Origin of the sequence: Stenotrophomonas sp. TWI1409, assembly GCF_039673015.1 — a bacterium.
Lineage (GTDB): Bacteria > Pseudomonadota > Gammaproteobacteria > Xanthomonadales > Xanthomonadaceae > Stenotrophomonas > Stenotrophomonas maltophilia_A.
On sequence record NZ_JBDJKU010000065.1, the window covers coordinates 1 to 22,147 of the forward strand.

Below are 22,147 nucleotides of genomic sequence, written 5' to 3' on the forward strand. Positions count from 1 at the left end.
GGGGTGGTCCCCGGGGTTGGGCGGGCGGGGGCCCTCCCCCTCAACCTCCCTCCCAGGTTTCGGGGGGGGGCCCCCCGGCGCCGGCCACTACCCTCGTGCGCGCTTACGCGCTGATGCCGTATTCCTTCAGCTTCTTGCGCAGGGTGGCACGGTGGATGCCCAGCATCGCGGCGGCGCGGCTCTGGTTGCCTTCGCAGTGGTTGAGCACTTCCACGAACAGCGGAATCTCCATCTCGCGCAGCACGATCTCGTAGACATCGTCCGCATCGCAGCCATCAAGGTCACGCAGGTAGCGGCGCACGGACTGGGCGACGTGTTCACGCAGCGGTGGCCGGGCAGCGCCACGACTGTTGTCAGGACGAGAAAGGACAGCGTTCAAGGGGGTTCCCGATTCGGTTGGCCCGTGCGCGCGGAGCGCGCGGCCGGACGAGGTGGTGGCGGCCAGTCTAGCGCGAGCGTGCCCGGCCTGCCACGGCTGGTCGCCTCTCCCCGGTCAGAGGAAGTCGAAGGTGAATGCGACGGTGGACGCAGCGGGCTCCTGTACCCGGAAGGCGACGCGCGCGCTCTGGCCCGGTTCCAGCAGGGCTGCACCGGGGTTCTCGCCCAGGTACTGCGCGGGCGTGAACACGCCGCTGCCGATCACCCGGCCATCGGCATCGGACAATGACAACCGCAGGTCCGGCCACGCCTGTGCCCAGCGCGCATCATTGCGGATGCTGGCCTGCACCTGCAGCACACCGGCCTGGCCCGGCAGGGGGCGGATCTCGCGGCTGGTCATGGTGAACGCAGTGGGCTCGTGCCAGGCAGGCAGGCTGCAGCGCAGCACGCCGCACAGCGTGCCCAGCCATGCGCGGTTGCCGGCGTCGGCGGCCAGCCGCGCGCGGTCGGCCAGCACGCTCTGCAGTACCAGCAGCAATGCCAGCCCGGCGACCAGCAGCCAGTGCCAGCGGGGTGCTGGCAGCGTGCGCGTGCGCGCGCTGCCGAGGAAGCTGGGGGCATCACTGGCGACCGCCGTTGCCTGCACCGCGACCGGCGCCGGTTCGATGGCCGCTGCTTCATCAACGATGACAACGTCATCGTCGTGTCGCATCTCTGTCGCCGGTGGGCGTGCCAGGTCGATGGGCTCGGCCTGCATCTGCTCCACGGGCGTTGCGTGCCCGGCTTCGTCCTGCATGCGCGCATCGGTCGCACGCGCATCGGTCGCAGGCGCAGGCTCACCCTCCGGCGTCGTGCGCAGGAAGGTGGCCAGGGGACGGCGCGGTGGGTTCGGCTCGGACATGCTCAGGGCGCGGGCTCGGATCCAGCGGTCATTCAACCACGATCAGGCGCGGCGCACGCCGGTGATGCGCATCCAGTCGCCATCCTGGGTGGCCTGCAGATCGTCGAACCATGCTGCGTAGCGCTGCAGCAGTTCGCCTTCCTGGCCATGCAGGATGCCGGACAGGGCGATGCGGCCACCGGCAGCAACGCGCGCAGCCAGCAGTTCGGCCAGCGCATCCAGCGCCGAGGCGAGGATGTTGGCGACCACGATCGGATAGGTCGCGACCGGTTCGTCCTGCGGCAGGTACACATGCATGCGGGCCTGCTCGCCGTTGCGCTCGGCATTGTCGGCGGTGGCGACCAGGGCCTGCGGATCGTTGTCCACGCCGATGGCTTCGGCGGCGCCCAGCTTCAGCGCGGCCAGTGCGAGGATGCCCGAGCCGCAACCGAAGTCGAGCACGCGCTGGCCCTGCAGCAGGCCATCGACCGCCAACTGGTCCAGCCAGCGCAGGCACAGTGCGGTGGTCGGGTGGGTGCCCGAACCGAACGCCAGGCCCGGGTCCAGCCGCACCACGGCGGCATCGGCGGCCAGTGCGGCCTCCGGCAGTTCATGGTTCCACGGCACGATCCAGGTACGGTTGCCGAAGTCCATCGGCTGGAACTGGTCGAGCCAGGCACGTTCCCAGTCTTCATCCTCGACAGCGCGGAAGCTGCCGCTGCTCCAGTCCAGCTCCGGATCGAAGGATTCCAGTGCGGCCAGCAGCAACAGCGCGTTGCTGTCGGCGGGGAACAGCGCGCTCAGCACCAGCGTGTCCCACAGCGGGGTCTCGCCCACGCCCGGTTCGAGAATGGCCTGTTCGTTGCTGGTATCGGCCTCGGCATCGAGCAGGGTCACGGCCAGTGCACCCACGTCCTCCAGCGCATTTTCATAGCGGGGCTGGGTGGCTTCGGTGCAGCGCAGGGTCAGTTCCAGGAACGGCATGGTGGTGGGGGCAATGGCGGGAAAGGGGCCATGCTAGACCATCGGGGCGTCTCCGTATTGCCTGAGATGCCGCTCCGAGATGAACGAAGCCCGTTCAGACAGGCCCGTCGGGCCTTGCTAAACTTCGTGCTTTCCTATCCGCCGCATCGCCTACCGCCGCCGATGGCCTTCGCTCCGACCCTGAAAACCTGGTTGCTCGTACTGCCGGCTGTGGCCGTGCTGGGCGTGGCCGGTTATCGGGCCAGCGGCCATGCTGCGACGTCTTCGGTAGCGTCGGCGGATCTGGCAGGTGCGGTCGCGGCCGCTGACAGTGCGGCGCCGCTGCCGGTGATGCCGGAGGCGCTCGCGCGCCGCCTGGCACCCTTCGAGCGTGGCAACGCATTGCCGTCCGGGCTGCCCCTGGATCTCCGCGCCGATATCGAAGACGCCACCGACCTGTATGCCTATGCTCAGCGGTTGCGTGCCCAGGCGGACGAAGGCAACCACGAGGCGCGCTGGATGCTCAGCCGTGTCTATGACTATTGCGCGCAGTACGCGGTCGATCCGGGTGGCTACCGCTTGGACAACAACGTGCTGGCCGGGCTGGGCCTGACCGCCGCACCGGCGATGGTGCAGGCGCGCGAACGCGTCGCGCAGCGTTGTGGTGGTTTCGTGCCGGGCGACAAGCTGGGCACGGCCTTGGTGCTGTCCGAACGTCGCAAGGCGGCCGCACAAGGCAATCTGGCTGCTGAGGCTGCGTTGTTCGCCGAGGGCGAACCGCTGCAGGACAGCCCCGAGTACCGCCGTGACCTGGTTGAACGGGTGCGCACCTCGCGCGACCCGGAGGCCTTCATGGCGATCGCACCGGGCATGGGCGTGCGCGCCTCGGGTGACCGCGCGCTCAACGGCCTGGTGGCGGGCGAGCAGCTCAGTGAACTCGCATGGCGGCTTGCGGCCTGCGAACTCGGTCTACCGTGTGGGGCAGACAGTGTGCTGGTCAACAGTTTTTGTGCGAACGGAGGGATCTGTTCGCAGGATGGTACGCAGGATTTCCGGGATTTCGTGTATGACGCTGCGGTATCGCGGCAGGGCGCTGGGAAGATGAAGGAATGGATCAAGCGATTGGTTGGAAAGAGGAACGAGCAATGAACTACCGCCGATTCCTGCACGGGGCCAAGTTCTGGTTCTGGGTGGCCCTGTTCGTGGCCTACTCAGCCGGCGCGGTTGGCCTGTTGATGATCGATACCTATGAAGATCGCTACCGGCATCTGTCGAAGGTGGAACTGACCACGGTGAAGGCGCAGGAAGACGTGCGCCGTGCCGGTGCCAGCCAGGTGGCCGCGGTCTATCGCGCGCAGAGTGGCATGCCGTTCGCGTCGCTGCCGGCGGGCAGCACCTTCCAGGTGGTGTGGCCGGATGGTTCGACCGAGACCATGGTGATCGTCGACCCGACGTCGCCCAATGGCGTGCGTCCGCTGGCGAACTCGCAGATTCCGGCCGAAGCTGCCGACAAGCGCTGATGCGCCTGCTGTAGCGCCGAGCCCACGCTCGGCTGAGCTTTCCGGCAAGCCGAGCATGGGCTCGGCGCTGCAGCAACAGAAAAGGGCGGGGATATCCCCGCCCTTTTCATGTCCAGCACGTGGCGCCGATCAGGTCAGCGCGATCGGCTTGTTCTTGCGTTCGGCCAGGCGCTTTTCCAGGTAGTGGATGTTCTGGCCACCGGCCTGGAAGCCCTTGTCGCGCATGATCCGCTGCTGCAGGGCGACGTTGGTCTTGATGCCATCGACCACCATTTCGCTCAGTGCCACCCGCATGCGGGCAATGGCGGTTTCGCGGTCCGGGCCGTGCACGATCAGCTTGCCGATCATCGAGTCGTAGTTCGACGGCACGCGGTAGCCACTGTAGATGTGGGTGTCCACGCGCACGCCGGGGCCGCCCGGCGGATGGAAGCCGGTGATGGTGCCCGGGCTCGGCACGAAGGTTTCAGCATCTTCGGCGTTGATGCGGCACTCGATGGCATGGCCGGTCAGCACCACGTCGCTCTGCTTGATCGACAGCTTCTGGCCGGCGGCGATCTTCAGCTGCTCGGCCACCAGGTCGATGCCGGTGACCATTTCGGTGACCGGATGTTCCACCTGGATGCGGGTGTTCATTTCGATGAAGTAGAAGCGGCCGTCCTCGTACAGGAACTCGAACGTGCCGGCACCACGGTAGCCGATGCGTACGCAGGCTTCGGTGCAGACCTTGCCGATCTGCTCGCGCTGCTCGGCAGTGATGCCCGGTGCCGGCGCTTCTTCCACCACCTTCTGGTGGCGGCGCTGCATCGAGCAGTCACGCTCGCCCAGGTGGATGGCGTTGCCCTGGCCGTCGGCCAGTACCTGGATTTCCACGTGGCGCGGGTTCTCCAAGAACTTCTCCATGTAGACCTCGCCATTGCCGAACGCGGCCTTGGCCTCGCTCTTGGTGGTTTCGATCGAGGTCTTCAGCGAGGCTTCGGCGTGCACCACGCGCATGCCGCGGCCCCCGCCACCACCGGCCGCCTTGATGATGACCGGGTAGCCGATCTCACGGGCGATCTTGGTGTTGGCGACGATGTCTTCGCCCAGCGGGCCGCCCGAGCCGGGCACGCACGGCACGCCGGCGGACTTCATCGCGCGGATGGCTTCGACCTTGTCACCCATCATGCGGATGGTGTCGGCCTTGGGGCCGATGAAGATGAAACCGGACTCTTCCACGCGCTCGGCGAAGTCGGCGTTCTCCGACAGGAAGCCGTAGCCCGGGTGGATGGCCTGGGCGTCGGTGACTTCCGCCGCGGCGATCAGTGCCGGGATGTTGAGGTAGCTCTGCGGCGACGGCGCCGGACCGATGCAGACCGACTCGTCGGCCATGGCCACGTGCTTGAGGTTGCGGTCGACCGTGGAATGCACGGCCACCGTGCGGATGCCGAGGGTGTGGCACGCGCGCAGGATGCGCAGCGCGATTTCCCCTCGGTTGGCGATGACGACTTTGTCGAGCATGGCGTGCCCCTCAGCCGATCACGAACAGCGGCTGGTCGAATTCGACCGGCTGGCCGTTCTCGCCGAGGATGGCGACGATGGTGCCGGACTTGTCGGCTTCGATCGGGTTGAACATCTTCATCGCTTCGATGATGGCCAGGGTCTCGCCTTCCTTGACCTGCTGGCCAACGCTGACGAACGCAGGCTTGTCCGGGGCGGACGACGCGTAGAAGGTGCCGACCATCGGCGAGCGCAGCACGTGGCCTTCCGGCAGCGCCGGGCCCGGCTTGGCGGTGCCACCGGTGGAGGCTTCGGTCGGCGACTGCATCGGCATCGCCTGCGGCGCCGGAGCGGCCGGAGCGGCGTACACCGGGGCGGCGACCGGGGCGGCATAGCCGGCCACCGGGGCGCGCGACAGGCGCACCGACTCTTCGCCTTCCTTGATTTCGATTTCAGCCAGGTTCGACTCTTCCAGCAGGTCGATCAGCTTCTTGATTTTGCGGAGATCCATGGTGGCCTCTTTGCTCTTGATGTCAGTGTGGTGGGAAGCGCATCGCGCTCGGGTCAAAGCAGTTCGTAGAACTCGCGCAGCTGCCGCGTACGGTCGCGCGTCTGGGTGATCAGGCACTGCATCTTCGCAGGGTTGCGCGAGGTGCCGTCTGCATTGAAGGCGTAGACTGCCTCGCAGTCTGCATCGCGCAGGGTTATCCAGATGCGCTGGGCCTTCACCAGCTGCTGTTCGGCCGCTGCGCAGCGGCTGCAGCTGCCATCGGCGGCCTGCGCCTTCAGTTCGCCGCGCGCCTGGACGTAAACGGCGTTCAATGCGCTGTCGGCGTCATCCAGGCGATCGGAATCGCACATGTCGCGCTCGTAGCCGCCGGTCGCCTGCGCGCAATCAATGCCGGCGGCCGCGCGCTCGGCGGCGACGCTGGCGCCGCACACGCCGGCCCACAGCACGATGCAGGCAAGCACTCTTGGGAGCATCTTCACGCGCGGGCCGCCTGCACGCGCAGCAGCGCCGCGTCCATCGCGTAGCGGTAGCTGTCGGCGCCGAAACCGCAGACCACGCCCACGGCCTTGTCACTGAAGTAGCTGTGCTGGCGGAACGGTTCGCGGGTATGCGGGTTGGACAGGTGGATCTCGATGAACGGCACCGCCACCGCCGCCAGCGCATCGCGCAGGGCGACCGAGGTGTGGGTGAAGGCGGCGGGGTTGATCAGGATGAAAGCGGTTCCGTCGTCGCGTGCGGCCTGCACGCGGTCCACCAGCACGTGCTCGGCATTGGACTGCAGGCTCTCCACCGCGTGCCCGGCAGCCGAGGCCTGGGCGGCCAGCGCCTGGTCGATGTCGGCCAGCGTGGTGTGGCCGTAGACCTCCGGCTCGCGGGTGCCGAGCAGGTTGAGGTTGGGGCCGTGCAGGACCAGCAGCTTCGCCATGGGATCCGGAAGACGGGAAAGGGCGGCAGTCTGGCGGAACCGGCGGATGCTGTCCAGTTCGGCGAAGTTTGCAGCGTTTCAATCGATTGTTTGAAATTCCCCGGAGGGCTTGCGGCCGTATGGCGCGCGCTGGATCAAGGCGCGCTGAACGCCGTGCAGCTGGGGGATGCGTGCACGTAGGCCGACGATGGCGGCAGGCCGGGCGATGACCGATGCCGCAACGGGCGGTGATGCGGTAGATCCGCGCCATGCGTGGATGAAGGAAGTTCGGTGCGCAGCAGGCTACGCACCCACCGAGGGGCAGCCCAAGGTCCGCTGCACGCCACCCACCGCCCCCGCCACGCACCCGCTCACGTCTCCAGCGGCACCGTCGGCACCACGTTCGGAAACACCTCCTCCAAGGGCTCCCGTTCCCCCGGCTTCGGTGCCGGCCAGTTGTAGGCGTTCACCGGCTGCGCGCGGTTCACCCACAACGCGTAATACAGATGGTCGGCGCGGCCATCACCGGTATTGGGGTGGATCAGGATGGTCAGGCCCAGGCTGTTGAGCTGCAACCAGGGCACCAGCACCGGCAGCAGGTCGTTGGTGAAGCCGAAGTAGAACGACGGGGTGACGTGCGGTCCGCGTGGTTCCAGGTTCCAGTTGCCCAGCTCCACCGGGAAGCGCTCGGCCGCCCAGCGCCGCAGCAGCGCAGCTTTCTCGAAGCTGTCCTCGTCGAAGTAGATATGCGCGTGATAGCTCTTGATGTCGGTGTAGGCACGTGGGGTCGCGGGCAGGGTGGCCTCCCCGGGACGCACGCTGGCCGGGCGCGGGGTCGGTTCGCTGGCGGTGACCTGGCCCCAGGGGCTGCTGCCCTTCACCGGCGGCGGGACGATGGCACGGAAGCCGGGGCGCCCGGGTTCGGTGGTGTTCACCGTGCTTTCGCCGCGCGGGGCTGCGGCGGCGGTCGACGCACTGGCCAGGCCGCCGGCGGCCAGACCGGCCGATGCGATCAGGCGGCGGCGTGTGGGCGAAAGCAGGTCGGCCCAGTGGGCGTCATCGTCGCCGGCGTCGATCAAGGTCAGCGGGTCCGGGTGCATGAAGGGCTCCGTGGCGGCATCGTGTGGGCAGGCAAGCACGCTCGGGCACCTGCATCCACAGCGTCCAATAAGCAGGTGGCATCACCTCATGCAGGTTTGCGCCGTCGTCGTTGAGCGCGGCTGCAGGGCGGGCTAGGGTGCAGGTCTGCCGCCCCGGAGCCCGCCATGACCTCGCCCGATGCCGATACCCAACGCAAGCGCGCGGCCTTCCGCCAGCTGCATGCAGCAGGGTGCTTCGTACTGCCCAATCCGTGGGACGTGGGCAGTGCGCGCTACCTGCAGCGGCAGGGCTTCCAGGCACTGGCCACGACCAGTGCCGGCTGTGCCTGGAGTGAAGGGCGGCCGGACGGAGCGGTTTCGCTGCAGGCCACGCTGGACCATCTGCGTCTGATGGCGGCAGCGACGCCGCTGCCGTTGAACGCCGATTTCGGCGATGGCTTCGGTGAAACGCCGCAGAAGGTGCAGGAGGCGGTGGCCGCGGCGATCGACACCGGCATCGCGGCGTTGTCGATCGAGGATGCCAGCGGCGTCGCCGATGCACCGCTGCGTCCGATCGATCAGGCGGTGGAGCGTCTGCGCGCTGCCCGTGCAGCCATCGACCGCGCGGGCGGCGACGTGCTGCTGGTTGGCCGTGCCGAGAACTTCTTCGTCGGCGTGCCGGATCTGGCGGACACCCTGCAACGCCTGCGCGCCTATGCCGAGGCCGGTGCAGACGTGCTGTATGCACCGGGCATCAGCACGCGCGAGCAGATCAGCGCGGTGGTTGCCGCTGCGGGGCTGAAGCCGGTGAACCTGCTGGTTGGTGGGCCAACACCGCTGAGCCTGCAGGACATCGCCGCACTCGGCGTCCGCCGCGTCAGCCTGGGCGGTGCGCTGGCCCGTGCTGCATGGGGCGGACTGATGCAGGCGACACGGCCGATCGTGCAGGACGGACGCTTCGACGGCCTGCAGCAGGCGGCTTCCGGGGCCGCGTTGAACACGCTGTTCCGTTGAGCGAAATCCCGGTGCAGTCCCAGACCAGCAGGGATAGTAGATCCACGCCATGCGTGGATGGATGCGCCTGCGATTACAGCGCTTCCATTCCACCCTTGGGCAGCGTCACCCCAGGCGCCAACGCTGGCAGCAGTTGCCGAAGCAGCGCGGGATTGCCCAGCAACGCAGCACCGTCAATGAAACTCCATTGGGCTGTGCCGACGCGGCGCACGGAGAGCATGAACGAGGTGCTGCGCATCGGCGCCTCGCGCACGCGCAGCAGCGACTGGCGTGGCACGAAGCAGACTTCCTCATCACCGGCTGCATAGGTGTGGCCCGGCACGCCGGCCTCGTCGCTGATGATGGTGACCCCGGCCTTGCGCAGCTCTTTCAGGGTGTCGCGAGTCATACGTGCATAGGCCTCATCGCCCCCGGCCAGACGCTTCAGGCTGGGATGGGTTCGGGCGATGATCAACTCGGCATCGCCGCGGGCGAATGCGCCCATCATCGCCTGCACGTCCTGGCGCAATGCGGCTGAGTCCTCCGGACTGAGCTCACCGGCCAGCGCTGGCGCAACGGCCATTGCCATCGGCAGGGCCAGCAGAAGGGCGAGCAGGTATCGGTGCATCGTCGGGTATCTCAGCGGGAACCGCCGCACTATACGGCGGATGCGGAAACAGCGTCCCACGCATGGCGCTGGTGTCCCGGGCACCATTACCTACTATTGGTAGGTAGTGAATTCCGGACATCCCCCATGCACACCCTCATCGTTACCGCCCATCCTGAATCCGCCGCGTTGACCCATGCCATCGCCAGGCGCATCGGCGAAGCCATCACCGCAGCGGATGCCGCCAATACCGTGACCCATGCCGATCTGATGGCCGAAGGCTTCGATCCGCGCTTCAACACGCACGACCAGGCGCTGTTCCGTGGCACCGGCGCACCTCCAGCCGACGTCGCCGCCGAGCAGGCGCGGCTGGATGCTGCCGACACGCTGGTACTGGTCTACCCGCTGTACTGGTGGTCGTTCCCCGCGCTGCTGAAGGGCTGGATCGATCGCGTGTTCACCCAGGGCTGGGCCTACCAGGACGGTGCAGACGGCAAGGTGCAGAAGAAGCTGCAGCGGTTGCGCGTGCACCTGGTCGGCATCGGTGGAGCCGGCGCGGACATGGTCGAACGTCGTGGCTACGGCGCGGCGATGAAGACGCAGATCGACATGGGCATCTTCGACTACTGCGGCGCGCACGTGCTGACGTCAGACCTGCTGCTGGATGCCGATACCGGTGCGGCCGAAACGCATCTGCAGACCGCGCTGGCGATCGGCCGTAAAATCGGAACTCCGATGCACTGATCGCCGTGTTCCGCCGATGCCTGCCAACGCCGCTCCCACGCGCCGCCGATTGACCCGCGAGCAACGCGCCCGCCAGTTGCTGGACGTGGCCTGGGCGCTGGTTGGCGAAGAAGGCACCGACGCGTTGACCCTGGGTCGGCTGGCCGAGGCCGCGGGCGTGACCAAGCCGGTGGCCTACGATCACTTCGTGACCCGCAACGGCCTGCTGGCCGCGCTCTACGATGACTACGACGGTCGCCAGACGGTGGTCTTCAACGAGCGCATCGGCCGCGCACGGGCGCAGTTGGCCGATCGTGCGGCGGCCATCGCCTCCGGCTACATCGACTGCATCCTCAGCCAGGGCAGTGAAGTGCAGGGCATCCTCGCCGCGCTGGTGGGCGCTCCGGAACTGCACGAGGTACGGCGGCGTTACCAGCAGGATTTCATCGACAACTGCGACGCCTGGCTGGGCCCGTTTGCTGCCGACGGCACGGTATCGCTGGCGGGACGCTGGGCGATTCTCGGTGCGGCCGAAGCCCTGTCCGAAGCCGTGGCAGCAGGCGCGCTGGACAAGGCCGCAGCCGAAGCCGAGCTGCAGCGGCTGATCGTGGCAACGGTCAAGCGACGCTGAGCCGCTCAGGCGTCGGCGGTGCTGTCGGCCAGCGCCGCGAACCCGGCGGCCAGCCGCTCGCGCACAAGGGCATCGCGTGCGTCGCGGCTTTCAGAACCCAGCACCACGGTGATCAGGCGTACCGGCTGATCCCGCCCGGGCACTGCCCGGCAGGCGGTGGCGGCCAGGCAGAAGCCTGCGGCCTGGGTGTAGCCGGTCTTCAAGCCATCCACGCCGTCATCGCCAAGCAGGGCGTTCTGGTTGCTGCGGCTGAAGCTGCCGTGCGCGAACACGCGCTGCGCGGTGATCGCCAGGATCTGCGGATGATCGTTCAACAGGCAGGTGGCCAGCACCGCCATGTCGCGCGCGCTGGACGCATGGTGCGGGGTGGTGATGCCGGACACGCTGGCGAACCAGCTGCTGCGCAGGCCGAGCTGGCGCGCGTGCCGGTTCATGCGCTCCAGGAACGCAGGCTGTGATCCGTCCAGATGGCGCGCGATGGCCAGCGCCGCGTCATTGCCGGAGACGATCATCAGTCCTTCCAGCAGGCGCGCGAGGGTGACTGTTTCACCGGGCACCAGGCCCATGCGTGTTTCATCATCGGCCACCGCGTGCACATCCCCGGTGGCGATGGTGACCGCTTCGTCCCACGCGCCTCCCTTCTCTTCGACGCATTCGTACGCGGCATAGGCGGTCATCAGCTTGGTCAGCGAGGCCGGTTGCCTGGCGATGTCCGCGTTGTGCTGGTGAATCACCGCGAACGTTGCCGCATCGAGGGTGATGAAGGACAGCGGTGCACGCGCGGGAGCAGGAGACGGCATGGAAACGAGGATGGCAGTGGGGGCCTGCAGGATAGTGTGCAGCGGCTGCACGAAGCTGCAACATTGCAACGATATAACGTATCGACATTGTGGGCCGCCGATGGCCCGACGGGACACCCGATGACTGCACGCATTCCACGCCGCTGGCTTCATTCTTCGTTGCTGCTCGCGCTGGCCGCACTTGGCGGCTGCCAGCCCAATCTGCGCGCCGATGCTGTTGCTTCCGGCCCAGCGCGCCCGCACAACGTGATCGTGATGATCAACGACGGCGCCGGTTGGGGCACCTGGGACGCCGCCGCCTACTGGCAATACGGCAGCCGCGAACGGGCGCCGTATGCGGATTTTCCGCAGCGCCTGGCGGTAACCACCTTCCCGTTGAACGCCAGCAGCCAGCCGACCCGCGACAACGCGCAGACCCTGGGCTACGACGCGGGCAAGGCCTGGGATGACACACCGGTTCCTGCGCAGGACCTGCCGTTTGCGGGCTACCAGTACCTGGCTGCGGTGGCTACCGACAGTGCGGCGGCGGGCACCGCATTGTCCTCGGGCATCAAGACCTACAACAACGCCATCAACTTCAACAACGATGGCAATCCGGTCGAGTTCAATACGCTGCGCGCCAAGCGGCTGGGCATGGCCACCGGCGTGGTGACTTCGGTACCGTTCGCGCATGCCACGCCGGCCGCGTTCGCGGCGCAGAACGAATCGCGCAACAACTATCACGCCATCGCCCATCAGATGCTGGCGCAGGGGCATATGGATCTGGTGATGGGCACCGGAGGCCCGGGCTACAGCGTTGATGGTCGCGCCTGTGACGAGAGTGCCGGCGCGGCCAAGGCCGAGGGCTGCGCGAACCCGTGGGAATGGGTGTCGCAGCAGGATTGGCAGCAGCTGGAAGCGGGCAGCACCATCGGCGGCAATCCGTCGGGGCCGTGGCGCCTGATCCGCAGCAAGGAAGCGTTCGCCGCGCTGGCGCAGGGACGGTTGCCGGCAGACCGGCCGCTGATCGGCGTGCCGCGCGTGGCCAACACGCTGCAGCAGGCGCGCCAGCTGCAGGTGCTGGGCAAGGATGCGGCCACACCTTCCGGTGTGAGGAAGATCGACAGCGTGCCGGATCTTGCGACCATGACCCGTGGTGCGCTGCAATTCCTGCAGCAGCGTTCGTCCAAGGGGCTGTTCCTGATGGTGGAAGGTGGCGCCACCGACTGGGCCGCCCATACCAGTGCCTGCGGCACTGAATGGCACTACGGCCAGTGCAGCGACCAGCCGCAGTACGGCCGGCTGATCGAGGAAACCGTGGAGTTCAACGACGCGGTGACAGCAGTGATCGAGTGGATCGAACGCAACGGTGGCTGGGAGCGCAACCTGCTGATCGTCACCACCGACCACGACAACAGCATGCCGATGGGCCCAGATGCACAGAACGTCGCCTTCGAGCCGGTGCGCAACAACGGCCGTGGGCGCATGCCGGGGATGAGCTTCCGTCCCACCGGCAACCATTCCAATGCGCTGGTGCCGTTGTGGGCCAAGGGCGCGGGCGCGGAGCTGCTGGGCCAGCGCGTGCGGGGCGTTGATGCCGGCTACCGTCAGCACGTGCGCTGGAACGACGGCAGTTACATCGACAACACCGACGTGGCTGCCGCGGTGCAGGAAGCGCTGCAGCGTTAGGGGTGTGCCGGCCGCTGGCTGGCAGCGGCAGGTTTCCCGGTCGACGAGGTTGCCGGCCAGCGGCCGGCACTACCGGGGGCGGTGCTGGGCGGCGGCGTCGGCGACGGGCTGGCCAGCTGGCGTGCCAGCTCGGCGCTGGCCACGTGGCCGTGCAGGAACAACAAGCCGCTGAAGATGTTCATGAGCGTGCCTCCACTTGAGTGGATTGCACGATACGGGCAGCATGGACAGGCAAAAAGCGACATTTCCGCAAGCATGCCTTGAGAGGAATTCAAGCCTGATGTCCCGCCCTCCGCTCCATGCCCTGCAGGGCTTCGTGGCTGCTGCCCGGCTCGGCAACCTGACGCGTGCCGCCGCGTCGATGAATGTGACCGTCAGTGCGCTCAGCCATCAGATGCGGCAGCTGGAAGAAAGGCTCGGGCAGCCGCTGCTGATCCGCCAGCCGCGTGGTGTCACCCTCACCCTTGAGGGGCAGCGCCTGCTCGACCAGGTCGGACCGCATCTGGATGCGATCAACGAAGCCTTCCAGCCCTATGCCGCACGTGCCGAGCACGTGCTGACGATCAGCGCGGTGCCGTCGATGGCGTCGGCCTGGCTGGTGCCGCGCCTGGGTCACTTCGTGGCCGAGCATCCACAGATCGAGATCAACCTGCAGTCGAGCGAACGCCTGATCGATTTCGAGCGGCAGCGCCAGTTCGACGCCGCGCTGCGTCTGGGCAGCGGGCAATGGCCGGGCCTGGTGGTGGAACCGCTGTTCGACGAGTGGCTGGTGCCGATGGCGAGCCCGGCGCTGATCGAACGCATGGGCGGCATTGACCGTGTGCCGTTGACCCGGTGGCCGCTGCTCGGTGATCCGGACGGCGCGTGGGGCGCCTGGTTCGCGTTGAGCGGGCAGAGCCCGCCGTCGCGTTTCGTGGCGGTGCTGGATGATTCGGAGGCGCACCATCGCGCCGCTCTGGATGGCGTGGGCGTAGCGCTCGGGCGGGTGACGCGGGCGCGGCTGCTGCTGGATTCGGGCCAGCTGGTCGCACTGTCCAGCCAGCGCCTGAAGACCGACTGGCCGCATTGGCTGGTGTACCCGCAGCGCTCGGCCAGCCATCGTGGCTTCCTCGCGTTCCGCGACTGGCTGCATGCGCAGGCCGCCGAGCACGTGCGGCACATGGCAGACGCACATCTATAGCGTCGAGCCATGCTCGACCATTGCATCTGGATCTGTAGCGTCGAGCCATGCTCGACTGCTGGTGCTCGACGCTACAGTCATCGCACCAGCGTGACCGCCTGCCCGGCACGCGCGAACGCTTCCTCAAGCAACGGGCCGGCCTTGATCGCCTCCACTTCCTCGAACAACGCCCGCAATGCATCGGCCGGGCGTGAGGCCGGCGCCGCCACTGCCTGCTGGATCGCGGTGAAACGGCCGGCCAGCACACGGTGGCCGGGATGCACCTGCGCCCATGCCTCCAGCGGCTGGCGTACACCGGCGGCGGCATCCAGGCGCTGCTGATCGAACAACGTGATGGCCGCCGCCGAGGTCTCTGCCCGCTCGATCGTGGCGTGGCGCAGTTCGCGGCTCAGGAACAGGTCATAGGCCGCGCCACGCCCCACCGCGATGCGCAGCCCCTCGCGATCCAGGTCGGCCACCTGCTGCGCAGGGCTGTCCTCGCGCACCAGATAGGTGCCTTCGATCTCCACATACGGAGCACTGAAGGCAATGCGGTCGGCGCGTGCCGGATCGATGGCCAGGAAGGCCAGATCCCAGCCGTCTTCGCCTGCTGCCTCGACCACCGAGGCTGCGGCATCGTGGCAGGTGAAGCGAGCCTGCACCCCCATCCGTTGCGCCAATGCGGTAGCCAGTTCCAGTGAGGGGCCGCGCGGTGAGCGCGCATCGCCCTGTGCCAGCACCGGGTTGCCAAGGTTGATCGCCACGCGCAGGAAGCCCAGCGGTGCCAGTGTGCTTCGATGATCGGCCAGGGACATGCAGGGCTCCGCAGAACAGGGGGGCGTCCAGCTTGCCAGTGCTGCTGCGCAGGCGATGTCAGCGTCCGGTTATCCTGCGCGGATGAATCCGATCCTGCATGTCGAAATCCCAGCCAGTGACCTGGCCCGTGCCATCACCTTCTACCAGCAGTGGTTGCAGGTGCAGGTGGACGAACCGATCGTGCTGCACGATTGCCGGATGGCCTACCTGCCATTCGCCGATGAAGCCGCAGGGGCCAGCATGGCGCTGGTGCAAGGGGCGGACTACCGGCCGTCGGAACTGGGCGCGCGCATCTACATCGGGGTCGATGACCTTGATGCCAGCCTCGAGCGAGCTTTGCAGGCTGGAGCCGAACTGCGTTTCGGCCCCGCTGATGCCGGTGACTGGCGTGTGGCCGAGATCCGCGACAGTGAAGGCAACCGTATCGCGGTGCAGGCGCGCGCGTCCATATAGCGTCGAGCCATGCTCGACTGCTTCCAGGGTGCTGGGAGCGCGTCAGTCGGGCATCGCTCGACTCTACCAAAGCGCCAGTCGAGCACGGCTCGACTCTACAAAAAGCGCCCGTCGGGCATGGCTTGACGCTACACGTGGGTCGCGGCGCGCGAGCGCTGCAGCCAGTCGTTGATCGCTGGATCCAGCCGCGGGTCGTCCGGAAGCTGGATGTCGAAGCGCTGCTCCAGCACGTCGCGCACGTCTCCGACGTCATGCAGCGGGCGCTTGTCCGGCGCCTGCCCGGGGCGATACTCGGTGTAGTTGCCGCTGCCAATGGTGCGGCGCCAGTCCGGGCCGGTCAGCGATGCGCGCAGCTGGCCGGGGAAACTGGAGTCGGGATGGGTACATACGTACCAGTTGCCCACCACGTTGTCGATCGGCGCCGGCGCCTGCAGATCGAAGCGGTACATCACCCGCCAGCCGTCGCTGGATTCGGCCGACAGCATGAAATCACCGCCGTCTTCCAACCGCTGCAACAGATAGCGTTCGTGCGGGGTGGCCTGCGGCTGCGGGTCATGCAGGCGCAGCGGTACGGTCGGGGTCAGGCTGCCAAAACCGGCATCCACCAGCCAGTCATCGCCGTCCACCTGCACGCGCAGCAGCAGATGGGTACGCGCGGTCAGTTCGTCGTCCTGGGCGGCCAGCAGTACGCGCGCGCTCAATGGCTGGGCATCGAAGCCCAAGGCCTGCAGCAGCGCCAGCAACCCACCATTGAGTTCGAAGCAGTAGCCACCGCGGCGCTCGTCAAGCAGCTTGCGCTGCACGCTGTCCAGGTCGATCGGCACCGCATCGCGCAGCAGGCAGCTGAGGGTTTCGAAGGGCAGCAGTGCGTTGTGGCGCTGCTGCAGCAGCGTCAGGCCCGCCAGCGTCAGCGGTGGCGGCGCATCCAGCTGCAGGCGCTGCAGGTAGCGGGGGACATCGAGCGTCGTCATGGAGGCACCGGGCGGGGGAGGGAGTCCACTGTGCTCCCCCAACCGGGGTTGAGGTCAAGCACCGTGCGGGTGTCATCCCCCCGTCGCCTGTGCCGGGTACAAAGGCCGCGTCCGCCAGCCATCGGTGGGGCTGGCTCAAAAAAGTCCCTAAAGTTGCTCAAGATCCAGCCGATACAGGTGCGTCCTTCCGCCTGGAGTCTGTCATGTCGGCCGTTGTCCCCCACCTCCGGTCCCTGCGCACGCGTCTTGCCACGTTGCGCTCGGCGTCCCCCGGCCTGCTGCTGTGGCTGCAACCACACCGGCTCAGCGTGGCCAACAAGCTCAAGGCGACCCTGTGGATCTGTGGCCTGGGGCTGGTGGCGATCGCCGCTGTCTACGCCTGGACTGGCCATGCCAACGCCCTGGCCGCGCGCAGCCAGGCCAGCTACCAGCGCGGCAGCGATCTGGCTGCCAGCCTGTCCACGCGGGTGGCCGAAGCGCGCCGCCTGCAGACCCAGTATGCACGCAGTTTCGATGATGCTGACCGCAGCCAGTTGCTGGCAGCACAGAAGGCCCTGCAGGCTGACCTGCAGGCGCTTCGCGCGATGCCGATGGACGCCGGCCGGCGCATGGCGCTGCAGGTGCTGACCGAATCGGCCGACGCGTTCTCGCAGGGTGTCGCCGCCCTGTTTGAACGGGTCGACGAGATGGGCCGCGGTGAGGCCGGCCTCGCTGCACAGCTGCAGCAGGCCGCCGAAACCCTGCAGGCACAGGTGGATGCGCTGCAGCGGCCGTCGCTGGCGCTGTCCCTGCAGAAGATGCGAAGGCAGGAGGCCCTGCTGCTGCTCGACGGTGATTCCACCCACGCCGACCGCGCCAGCGAGGAAAAGCTGCCGTTCGACCTCGCGCTGGCGGGCCTGCCCGCGGATGCGCAGGACGCCCTGCGCACCGGGATGGAGGGCTATCAAGGCGCCCTGCTGGGGTATACCGCTGCCCGCGTCGGCCTGGATGTGGAAGCGCAGTCGCTGCTGGATACCGCCGCGGGCGTAGCGCCGGCGCTTGCCGCTTTCCAGCAGGCGCAGGTGGCAGCGCTGGCCAAGGCGCAGGCGCGCCAGCAGGTCGGCGCGCGCACGATGAGCGTGCTGTTCGCACTGACCCTGCTGCTGGTGGCCGGCGTGCTGATCACCAGCCTGGTGCTGGCGCTGCGTGCGGTGCGCCAGCCGATCCAGGACACCCTGCGTTTCGCCAGCGACATCGCCGACGACCGCCTCGACACCACCCTGCGCGTCTACAACGCCAACGATGAGATCGGCCAGCTTGCCCAGCGCCTGGTCGACATGCAGCAGCGCCTGCGCGCGCGCATCGAGACCGAACGTGCTGTGGCGCGCGGCAACACCCGGGTGCGCCAGGCGCTGGACAGTGCGCAGACCGGGCTGATGGTGGTCGATGCCGAAGGCCTGGTGGCGTACGCCAATCCGGCGCTGCTGGAGCAGCTGGAACGTCAGGGCGATGAGCTGGTGGGGAGCGATGCGGTGCGCCTGCATCCGGCACTGGTAAGCCTGGCCGGCGTGCGACAACGCGAAGAACGCGAGATCGGCCATTGCGGTGTCCGCTATCAGCTGATCGCCAATCCCATTGTCGACGAGGGGCATTTCCTCGGCGTGGCGGTGGAATGGCGCAGTCGCGCGCTGGAAACCCTGCTGGAAACCGAAGTGGCAGCCCTGGTCGACGCGGCCGCGCACGGTGACCTGCACGGTCGCATCGCGCTGGAGGGGAAGCAGGGCTTTGTGCGTACGCTGTCGACCAGCATCAATCGCCTGTTGACCACCTTCGAGGCCAACCTCGGCGATCTGCAGGCGCTGCTGGCTGCGCTCGCCCGTGGTGATCTCAGCGTACGCATGGAGGGTGAACTGCAGGGCGTGTTTGCGCGCATGCGCGATGATGCCAACGCCACCGTCGCGCAACTGGGCCGCATCGTCACCCGCATCCAGCAGGCCACGTCCAGCCTCGATACCGGTGTCGGCGAGATCGTTGCCGGTCACCATGATCTGTCGCAGCGCACCGAGCAGCAGGCGGTCAATCTGGAAGAGACGGCAGCGTCGATGCACGAGCTGACCGACACTGTTGGCCGCAATGCCGATGCCGCGGGCCGTGCGGATGCGCTGGTCAAGGGCGCGGCGGCAGTGGCCCAGCGTGGCGGCGAGGCGGTCGGCCAGGTGGTGGCAACCATGCATGGCATCAGCGAAGCCTCACGGCGGATCGGTGACATCACCCAGCTGATTGATGGCATCGCCTTCCAGACCAACATCCTCGCGCTCAACGCGGCGGTGGAAGCGGCGCGTGCCGGAGAGCAGGGCCGCAGCTTCGCCGTCGTGGCTGCCGAAGTGCGCCTGCTGGCACAGCGCAGTGCGGAGGCGGCCAAACAGATCAAGGGATTGATCGAGGATTCGGTGACGCGTGTCGGGCAGGGCAACCAGCAGGCCGAGCAGGCTGGCACCACGATGGGCGAAATTGTCGGCAGCGTGCAGCAGCTGGCGGATCTGCTGGCCGGGATCCGCAGCGCGTCGCAGGACCAGCATGCCGGCATCGCCCAGGTGAACCAGACCATCGTGCAGATGGAGGCCAGTACCCAGCGCAACGCCAGTCTGGTGGAAGAGGCGGGGGCCTCGACCGCGCAGATGCAGGCGCAGGTACATGCCCTGGCAGAAGCCGTGGGCGCGTTCCGTCTGCAGTCGATGCCACAGGCGCGCGCTGCGGCCTGATCCCGCCCGGGTCGTGCGGGCCGCTGGCCGCCCCCGTCGTTTATCATGCCGGTCAGCGGCCGGCACTACCCTTGTGGCTCAGTACACGTCGCGCCGGTAGCGCCCGGTCTCCAGCAGCGTTTCCACAACCTCATCGCCCAGCGCAGCGCGCAGCACCTGGTCCACGCCTTCGGCCATGCCCTGCAGCGAGCCGCAGACATGAATCACTGCACCACGCTGCATCCATTCGCGCAGCGCATCGGTGGCGGCATGCAGGCAATCCTGCACGTAACCACCTTCCCCATCGCGCGAGAACGCCAGGTCCACCCGCGCGAGATGGCCATCGGCCTGCCACGCTTCGATCTCGTCGGCGAACAGGAAGTCGTGCGCGCGCTGGCGCTCACCGAACAGCAGCCAGTGCCCGTGCTCGCCTGTGTGGGCAGCTTCGCGCAACAAGCTGCGCAGACCCGCGATGCCGGTGCCGTTGCCGATCAGCACCATCGGGGCGCCACTGACACGATGGAATCCAGGATTGCGGTGCACACGGGCAGCGATGCTGGCACCGATCGGTGCATGCAGCGACAGCCAGCCTGAGCCCAGCCCGGCTCGACCGGAGGCGCCATGCACCAGCCGCACCACCAGCTCCACCACTTCATCACTCGTGGAGGAGGCGATGGAGTATTCGCGTCCGGGCAGCGTTGGCAATCCGGACAGCCACAGGCAGGCATCCTGCACTGCCAGCGCGGCGTCGGCCTCGGGCAGCTCGCGTTCACTGGCCAGCGCCAGCAGGGTGCGTGGGTGGCCGTCCACCAGCAGCGGCTGCAGCGGATCCAACCCCTGTGCCTTCAACACGGCGCTGGCGTGCCGTGCGTTGTGCCGGGGCGCGATATGCAGGATGTCGCCCGCCTGCCACTGCACGTCGGCCGGTGGCGCATGACGGATGCGCCAGATGGCACCACCGATGCTGCCCGGATTGAGCCGGTCGCGGCCGAGCAGCCGCCACTCATGCATCTGCGTGGCCGCTGGCAGTACGCTGTCATCGGTGACGATGCCGGTCAGCGCGCCCAGCTGCAGCTGCCATTGGCGCAAGGCCGCTACCGAGGCGGCATCGACTTCGATGCGGTCGAACAACGGGCGCGCGCCGTTGCCGAGCAGCCAGCCATCAACCTGGCGACCGAAGCCGCAGTAGTGCGGGTACTGTCGGTCACCCAGCGCCAGCAGTCCAAACTGCAGGCCTGACAGGTCGAGTGTCTGTGCCATCAGCCGTCGTGCAGCGCCTCGCGCCGCATCCGGTGGCTCGCCGTCGCCGAAGGTGCTCAGTACCCACAGCACCTGCGCGGTGCGTGCCAGCTGCGCGGCATCGACGCGGGCCAGTGGCAGCACCTGCACCGCATGACCGGACGCCTGCAGCTGCGCGGCGGCGCGCCATGCCAGTTGTTCTCCCAGTCCACTCTGGCTGGCATGCACCACCAGCCACGGCGTACCACCGCCATCGGCAGGCGTTGCTGGCAGCGACTGGCGCAGGTCACGCGCGGCGCGCTGGCTGCGGCGGCGGTCCAGGTAGAGCATCCAGCCGGTGATGAAGAACAGGCTCATGCCCAGGCTGCTGAGCATCACCACGACACGCCCGGGCACGCCGAAGTAACTGCCCGAGTGCAGCGCGAACACGCTGGTGGCCAGCTGCGCGCCGGCGCCCTGGCGCGCATAGGGGCGGGCATCGAGCGTGGCCCCCGTGCCTGGGTCCAGCTGCAGCAGATCATGCGCGCGGTCATGCTGGCCGCCGCGCTGCGACGGATCACCGGCCATCACCCGCACGTTCAGTGCCTGCCCCGGCTTCTCCGGCAGGCGCAGGTCGATGTAGCCGGTGCGCACGCCGGGCAGTGCGTACAGCGTGGCTTCGATGCGTTCCAGGTTCAGGGCGGCACCGGTGGCGACCTTGTGCTTGGCGGCCGGTGCGACGCCCAGCAGGGTGTTGGCGGCACTGCGATACCAGTCGAACGACCACCAGAGGCCGGTCAGCGCACTCATCAGGTAGATCAGCAGCACCCAGGTGCCGACCACCGAGTGCAGGCTCCACAGGAAGCCACGGCCGCTGCGTTTCCATTCCACCGCCAGCCAGCTGCGCCAGTGCCACCAGCGTCGAGGCCAGCGCAGGTAAAGACCGGACAGGGTGAAGAACAGCAGCGCGATCGCACAGCTGCCGGTGATCCACTTGCCGCGCTCGCCCGCGGCGAGGTGGCGGTGCAGGTCCTCGACGAAGTCGAAGAACGCCTGCCCACGCAAGGCACTGAAGCGCTCGCCGCTGTACGGGTCGAAGTAGACCCAGTGTTCCTTGCCACCAGCGAAGCGTGCCACCGAAGGCCGCTGCCCGGTGGCGTCCACGCGCAGGCGCTGCAGGGGGCGATCACTGCCGGTCTGCAGCAGCGGCACCAGTTCGCTGAGTTCAAGCGGAAGCTGGCCGTCGGCATGGTGCTCGGCGATCTCGGCGAAGCCGGGATTGGCCGCCCGCAGCAGTTCATCCTCGAAGGACAGCACGGCGCCGCTGAGGCCCATCACGGCCAGCACGGCACCGGCGGTGATGCCCAGCAGCCAGTGCAGTTGGAACAGGACGTTCTTGAACATCGAAGGAGGAGGGCCTGGAAGGCTGCCGCCCGCATCCTGCGCAACAGCAAATGAGAATTAGTCGCGGAATTCTCCGTGGCGCCCCGGCTGCGGTCAAGCAGGGGATATCGGCCGGGCGGCGCCCGGCACCCGCGGTAGTGCCGGCCGCTGGCCGGCAACCTCAGAAGCAACAGCCGAAGCAACAGCGGGTTTCCTGTGAGGAGGCGGGGTGGGGCCGGTTGCGGGGGCCGCTGCAAGTACGTCCATGTAAGCTCGGTCGCCGCATCCATGCGG

General features: G+C 67.8%; 23 protein-coding genes. 9 read left to right on the forward strand and 14 right to left on the reverse strand.

Annotated elements, in window-relative coordinates; all coding sequences use genetic code 11:
- Window positions 1-103: 103 nt before the first annotated feature.
- From fis to prmA, 3 genes are all read right to left on the reverse strand, one after another.
- On the reverse strand, window positions 104-379 hold the full coding sequence (fis, locus tag ABE423_RS17150; protein ID WP_006397198.1) for a DNA-binding transcriptional regulator Fis: 276 nt from the start codon (window positions 377-379) through the stop codon (window positions 104-106).
- Window positions 380-493: 114 nt separating this feature from the next.
- Entirely contained in the window at window positions 494-1,279 is a 786-nt protein-coding gene (locus ABE423_RS17155; RefSeq protein WP_346486885.1) for a DUF3426 domain-containing protein, read from the reverse strand.
- A gap of 42 nt (window positions 1,280-1,321) precedes the next feature.
- Entirely contained in the window at window positions 1,322-2,242 is a 921-nt protein-coding gene (gene prmA / locus ABE423_RS17160) for a 50S ribosomal protein L11 methyltransferase (RefSeq protein ID WP_346486886.1), read from the reverse strand.
- 162 nt (window positions 2,243-2,404) lie between these two features.
- On the opposite strand from prmA, the gene ABE423_RS17165 reads away from it, so the two are divergent.
- A complete protein-coding gene (locus ABE423_RS17165) occupies window positions 2,405-3,370 on the forward strand; it encodes a hypothetical protein (protein WP_032129558.1) in 966 nt (321 codons plus the stop codon).
- Window positions 3,367-3,741: a hypothetical protein gene (locus ABE423_RS17170; protein WP_010481078.1), complete on the forward strand. Its 375-nt coding sequence runs from the start codon at window positions 3,367-3,369 to the stop codon at window positions 3,739-3,741. Before ABE423_RS17165 ends, ABE423_RS17170 begins: the two co-directional genes overlap by 4 nt.
- A gap of 129 nt (window positions 3,742-3,870) precedes the next feature.
- Here the strand turns inward: ABE423_RS17170 and accC are convergent, their stop codons facing one another.
- The 5 genes from accC to ABE423_RS17195 all read right to left on the reverse strand — a co-directional run bounded on the left by accC (window position 3,871) and on the right by ABE423_RS17195 (window position 7,732).
- Window positions 3,871-5,238 carry an acetyl-CoA carboxylase biotin carboxylase subunit gene (accC, locus tag ABE423_RS17175; RefSeq protein ID WP_032129559.1) on the reverse strand — a complete coding sequence of 456 codons (1,368 nt, stop codon included), beginning with the start codon at window positions 5,236-5,238 and terminating at the stop codon, window positions 3,871-3,873.
- A gap of 10 nt (window positions 5,239-5,248) precedes the next feature.
- The gene (accB, locus tag ABE423_RS17180; RefSeq protein WP_032129560.1) at window positions 5,249-5,728 is read right to left on the reverse strand and encodes an acetyl-CoA carboxylase biotin carboxyl carrier protein; all 480 of its coding nucleotides are present in this window, start codon (window positions 5,726-5,728) and stop codon (window positions 5,249-5,251) included.
- Window positions 5,729-5,781: 53 nt separating this feature from the next.
- On the reverse strand, window positions 5,782-6,207 hold the full coding sequence (locus ABE423_RS17185; RefSeq protein WP_097048608.1) for a lysozyme inhibitor LprI family protein: 426 nt from the start codon (window positions 6,205-6,207) through the stop codon (window positions 5,782-5,784).
- On the reverse strand, window positions 6,204-6,653 hold the full coding sequence (aroQ, locus tag ABE423_RS17190; protein WP_049423471.1) for a type II 3-dehydroquinate dehydratase: 450 nt from the start codon (window positions 6,651-6,653) through the stop codon (window positions 6,204-6,206). The genes ABE423_RS17185 and aroQ overlap by 4 nt, the downstream gene beginning before the upstream one ends.
- Before the next feature lie 350 nt (window positions 6,654-7,003).
- Window positions 7,004-7,732, reverse strand: a complete 729-nt coding sequence (locus ABE423_RS17195) for a DOPA 4,5-dioxygenase family protein (RefSeq protein WP_049401742.1) — start codon at window positions 7,730-7,732, stop codon at window positions 7,004-7,006.
- A gap of 165 nt (window positions 7,733-7,897) precedes the next feature.
- Between ABE423_RS17195 and ABE423_RS17200 the strand changes: the two genes are divergently transcribed.
- A complete protein-coding gene (locus ABE423_RS17200; protein WP_346486890.1) occupies window positions 7,898-8,725 on the forward strand; it encodes an isocitrate lyase/phosphoenolpyruvate mutase family protein in 828 nt (275 codons plus the stop codon).
- Between the two features lie 73 nt (window positions 8,726-8,798).
- Here the strand turns inward: ABE423_RS17200 and ABE423_RS17205 are convergent, their stop codons facing one another.
- Window positions 8,799-9,332 (reverse strand): hypothetical protein, encoded by a 534-nt coding sequence (locus ABE423_RS17205; protein WP_125895599.1) that lies wholly within the window; start codon window positions 9,330-9,332, stop codon window positions 8,799-8,801.
- 126 nt (window positions 9,333-9,458) lie between these two features.
- Between ABE423_RS17205 and ABE423_RS17210 the strand changes: the two genes are divergently transcribed.
- Window positions 9,459-10,055, forward strand: a complete 597-nt coding sequence (locus ABE423_RS17210) for an NAD(P)H-dependent oxidoreductase (protein WP_125895600.1) — start codon at window positions 9,459-9,461, stop codon at window positions 10,053-10,055.
- Between the two features lie 16 nt (window positions 10,056-10,071).
- Complete coding sequence (locus ABE423_RS17215) at window positions 10,072-10,665, forward strand: TetR/AcrR family transcriptional regulator (RefSeq protein ID WP_180838672.1); 594 nt, start codon at window positions 10,072-10,074, stop codon at window positions 10,663-10,665.
- A gap of 5 nt (window positions 10,666-10,670) precedes the next feature.
- On the opposite strand, the gene ABE423_RS17220 is transcribed toward ABE423_RS17215, so the two are convergent.
- Window positions 10,671-11,465 (reverse strand): D-alanyl-D-alanine carboxypeptidase family protein, encoded by a 795-nt coding sequence (locus ABE423_RS17220; RefSeq protein ID WP_346486892.1) that lies wholly within the window; start codon window positions 11,463-11,465, stop codon window positions 10,671-10,673.
- A gap of 120 nt (window positions 11,466-11,585) precedes the next feature.
- On the opposite strand from ABE423_RS17220, the gene ABE423_RS17225 reads away from it, so the two are divergent.
- Entirely contained in the window at window positions 11,586-13,133 is a 1,548-nt protein-coding gene (locus tag ABE423_RS17225) for an alkaline phosphatase (protein WP_346486894.1), read from the forward strand.
- On the opposite strand, the gene ABE423_RS17230 is transcribed toward ABE423_RS17225, so the two are convergent.
- Entirely contained in the window at window positions 13,130-13,315 is a 186-nt protein-coding gene (locus ABE423_RS17230) for a hypothetical protein (protein ID WP_125895603.1), read from the reverse strand. The two genes, ABE423_RS17225 and ABE423_RS17230, sit on opposite strands and share 4 nt — an antisense overlap.
- A gap of 98 nt (window positions 13,316-13,413) precedes the next feature.
- On the opposite strand from ABE423_RS17230, the gene ABE423_RS17235 reads away from it, so the two are divergent.
- Entirely contained in the window at window positions 13,414-14,313 is a 900-nt protein-coding gene (locus tag ABE423_RS17235) for a LysR substrate-binding domain-containing protein (RefSeq protein ID WP_180838677.1), read from the forward strand.
- A 77-nt stretch (window positions 14,314-14,390) separates the two neighbouring features.
- On the opposite strand, the gene ABE423_RS17240 is transcribed toward ABE423_RS17235, so the two are convergent.
- On the reverse strand, window positions 14,391-15,107 hold the full coding sequence (locus ABE423_RS17240; RefSeq protein WP_346486897.1) for an ABC transporter substrate-binding protein: 717 nt from the start codon (window positions 15,105-15,107) through the stop codon (window positions 14,391-14,393).
- 82 nt (window positions 15,108-15,189) lie between these two features.
- Here ABE423_RS17240 and ABE423_RS17245 point away from each other — a divergent pair, with 82 nt between their 5' ends.
- Window positions 15,190-15,561 (forward strand): VOC family protein, encoded by a 372-nt coding sequence (locus tag ABE423_RS17245; RefSeq protein WP_346486899.1) that lies wholly within the window; start codon window positions 15,190-15,192, stop codon window positions 15,559-15,561.
- 128 nt (window positions 15,562-15,689) lie between these two features.
- On the opposite strand, the gene ABE423_RS17250 is transcribed toward ABE423_RS17245, so the two are convergent.
- A complete protein-coding gene (locus tag ABE423_RS17250; RefSeq protein WP_346486901.1) occupies window positions 15,690-16,532 on the reverse strand; it encodes an arylamine N-acetyltransferase in 843 nt (280 codons plus the stop codon).
- 203 nt (window positions 16,533-16,735) lie between these two features.
- Between ABE423_RS17250 and ABE423_RS17255 the strand changes: the two genes are divergently transcribed.
- Entirely contained in the window at window positions 16,736-19,273 is a 2,538-nt protein-coding gene (locus tag ABE423_RS17255) for a methyl-accepting chemotaxis protein (protein ID WP_346486903.1), read from the forward strand.
- 78 nt (window positions 19,274-19,351) lie between these two features.
- Here the strand turns inward: ABE423_RS17255 and ABE423_RS17260 are convergent, their stop codons facing one another.
- A complete protein-coding gene (locus ABE423_RS17260) occupies window positions 19,352-21,874 on the reverse strand; it encodes a sulfite reductase flavoprotein subunit alpha (RefSeq protein WP_346486905.1) in 2,523 nt (840 codons plus the stop codon).
- Between the last annotated feature and the right edge of the window lie 273 nt (window positions 21,875-22,147).

Coding starts and splice junctions, on each gene's coding strand:
- ABE423_RS17155 (WP_346486885.1), bottom strand. CDS start 1,279: ATGTCCGAGCCGAACCCACCGCGCCGTCCCCTGGCCACCTTCCTGCGC.
- prmA (WP_346486886.1), bottom strand. CDS start 2,242: ATGCCGTTCCTGGAACTGACCCTGCGCTGCACCGAAGCCACCCAGCCC.
- ABE423_RS17165 (WP_032129558.1), top strand. CDS start 2,405: ATGGCCTTCGCTCCGACCCTGAAAACCTGGTTGCTCGTACTGCCGGCT.
- ABE423_RS17170 (WP_010481078.1), top strand. CDS start 3,367: ATGAACTACCGCCGATTCCTGCACGGGGCCAAGTTCTGGTTCTGGGTG.
- accC (WP_032129559.1), bottom strand. CDS start 5,238: ATGCTCGACAAAGTCGTCATCGCCAACCGAGGGGAAATCGCGCTGCGC.
- accB (WP_032129560.1), bottom strand. CDS start 5,728: ATGGATCTCCGCAAAATCAAGAAGCTGATCGACCTGCTGGAAGAGTCG.
- aroQ (WP_049423471.1), bottom strand. CDS start 6,653: ATGGCGAAGCTGCTGGTCCTGCACGGCCCCAACCTCAACCTGCTCGGC.
- ABE423_RS17195 (WP_049401742.1), bottom strand. CDS start 7,732: ATGCACCCGGACCCGCTGACCTTGATCGACGCCGGCGACGATGACGCC.
- ABE423_RS17200 (WP_346486890.1), top strand. CDS start 7,898: ATGACCTCGCCCGATGCCGATACCCAACGCAAGCGCGCGGCCTTCCGC.
- ABE423_RS17205 (WP_125895599.1), bottom strand. CDS start 9,332: ATGCACCGATACCTGCTCGCCCTTCTGCTGGCCCTGCCGATGGCAATG.
- ABE423_RS17210 (WP_125895600.1), top strand. CDS start 9,459: ATGCACACCCTCATCGTTACCGCCCATCCTGAATCCGCCGCGTTGACC.
- ABE423_RS17215 (WP_180838672.1), top strand. CDS start 10,072: ATGCCTGCCAACGCCGCTCCCACGCGCCGCCGATTGACCCGCGAGCAA.
- ABE423_RS17220 (WP_346486892.1), bottom strand. CDS start 11,465: ATGCCGTCTCCTGCTCCCGCGCGTGCACCGCTGTCCTTCATCACCCTC.
- ABE423_RS17225 (WP_346486894.1), top strand. CDS start 11,586: ATGACTGCACGCATTCCACGCCGCTGGCTTCATTCTTCGTTGCTGCTC.
- ABE423_RS17230 (WP_125895603.1), bottom strand. CDS start 13,315: ATGAACATCTTCAGCGGCTTGTTGTTCCTGCACGGCCACGTGGCCAGC.
- ABE423_RS17235 (WP_180838677.1), top strand. CDS start 13,414: ATGTCCCGCCCTCCGCTCCATGCCCTGCAGGGCTTCGTGGCTGCTGCC.
- ABE423_RS17240 (WP_346486897.1), bottom strand. CDS start 15,107: ATGTCCCTGGCCGATCATCGAAGCACACTGGCACCGCTGGGCTTCCTG.
- ABE423_RS17245 (WP_346486899.1), top strand. CDS start 15,190: ATGAATCCGATCCTGCATGTCGAAATCCCAGCCAGTGACCTGGCCCGT.
- ABE423_RS17250 (WP_346486901.1), bottom strand. CDS start 16,532: ATGACGACGCTCGATGTCCCCCGCTACCTGCAGCGCCTGCAGCTGGAT.
- ABE423_RS17255 (WP_346486903.1), top strand. CDS start 16,736: ATGTCGGCCGTTGTCCCCCACCTCCGGTCCCTGCGCACGCGTCTTGCC.
- ABE423_RS17260 (WP_346486905.1), bottom strand. CDS start 21,874: ATGTTCAAGAACGTCCTGTTCCAACTGCACTGGCTGCTGGGCATCACC.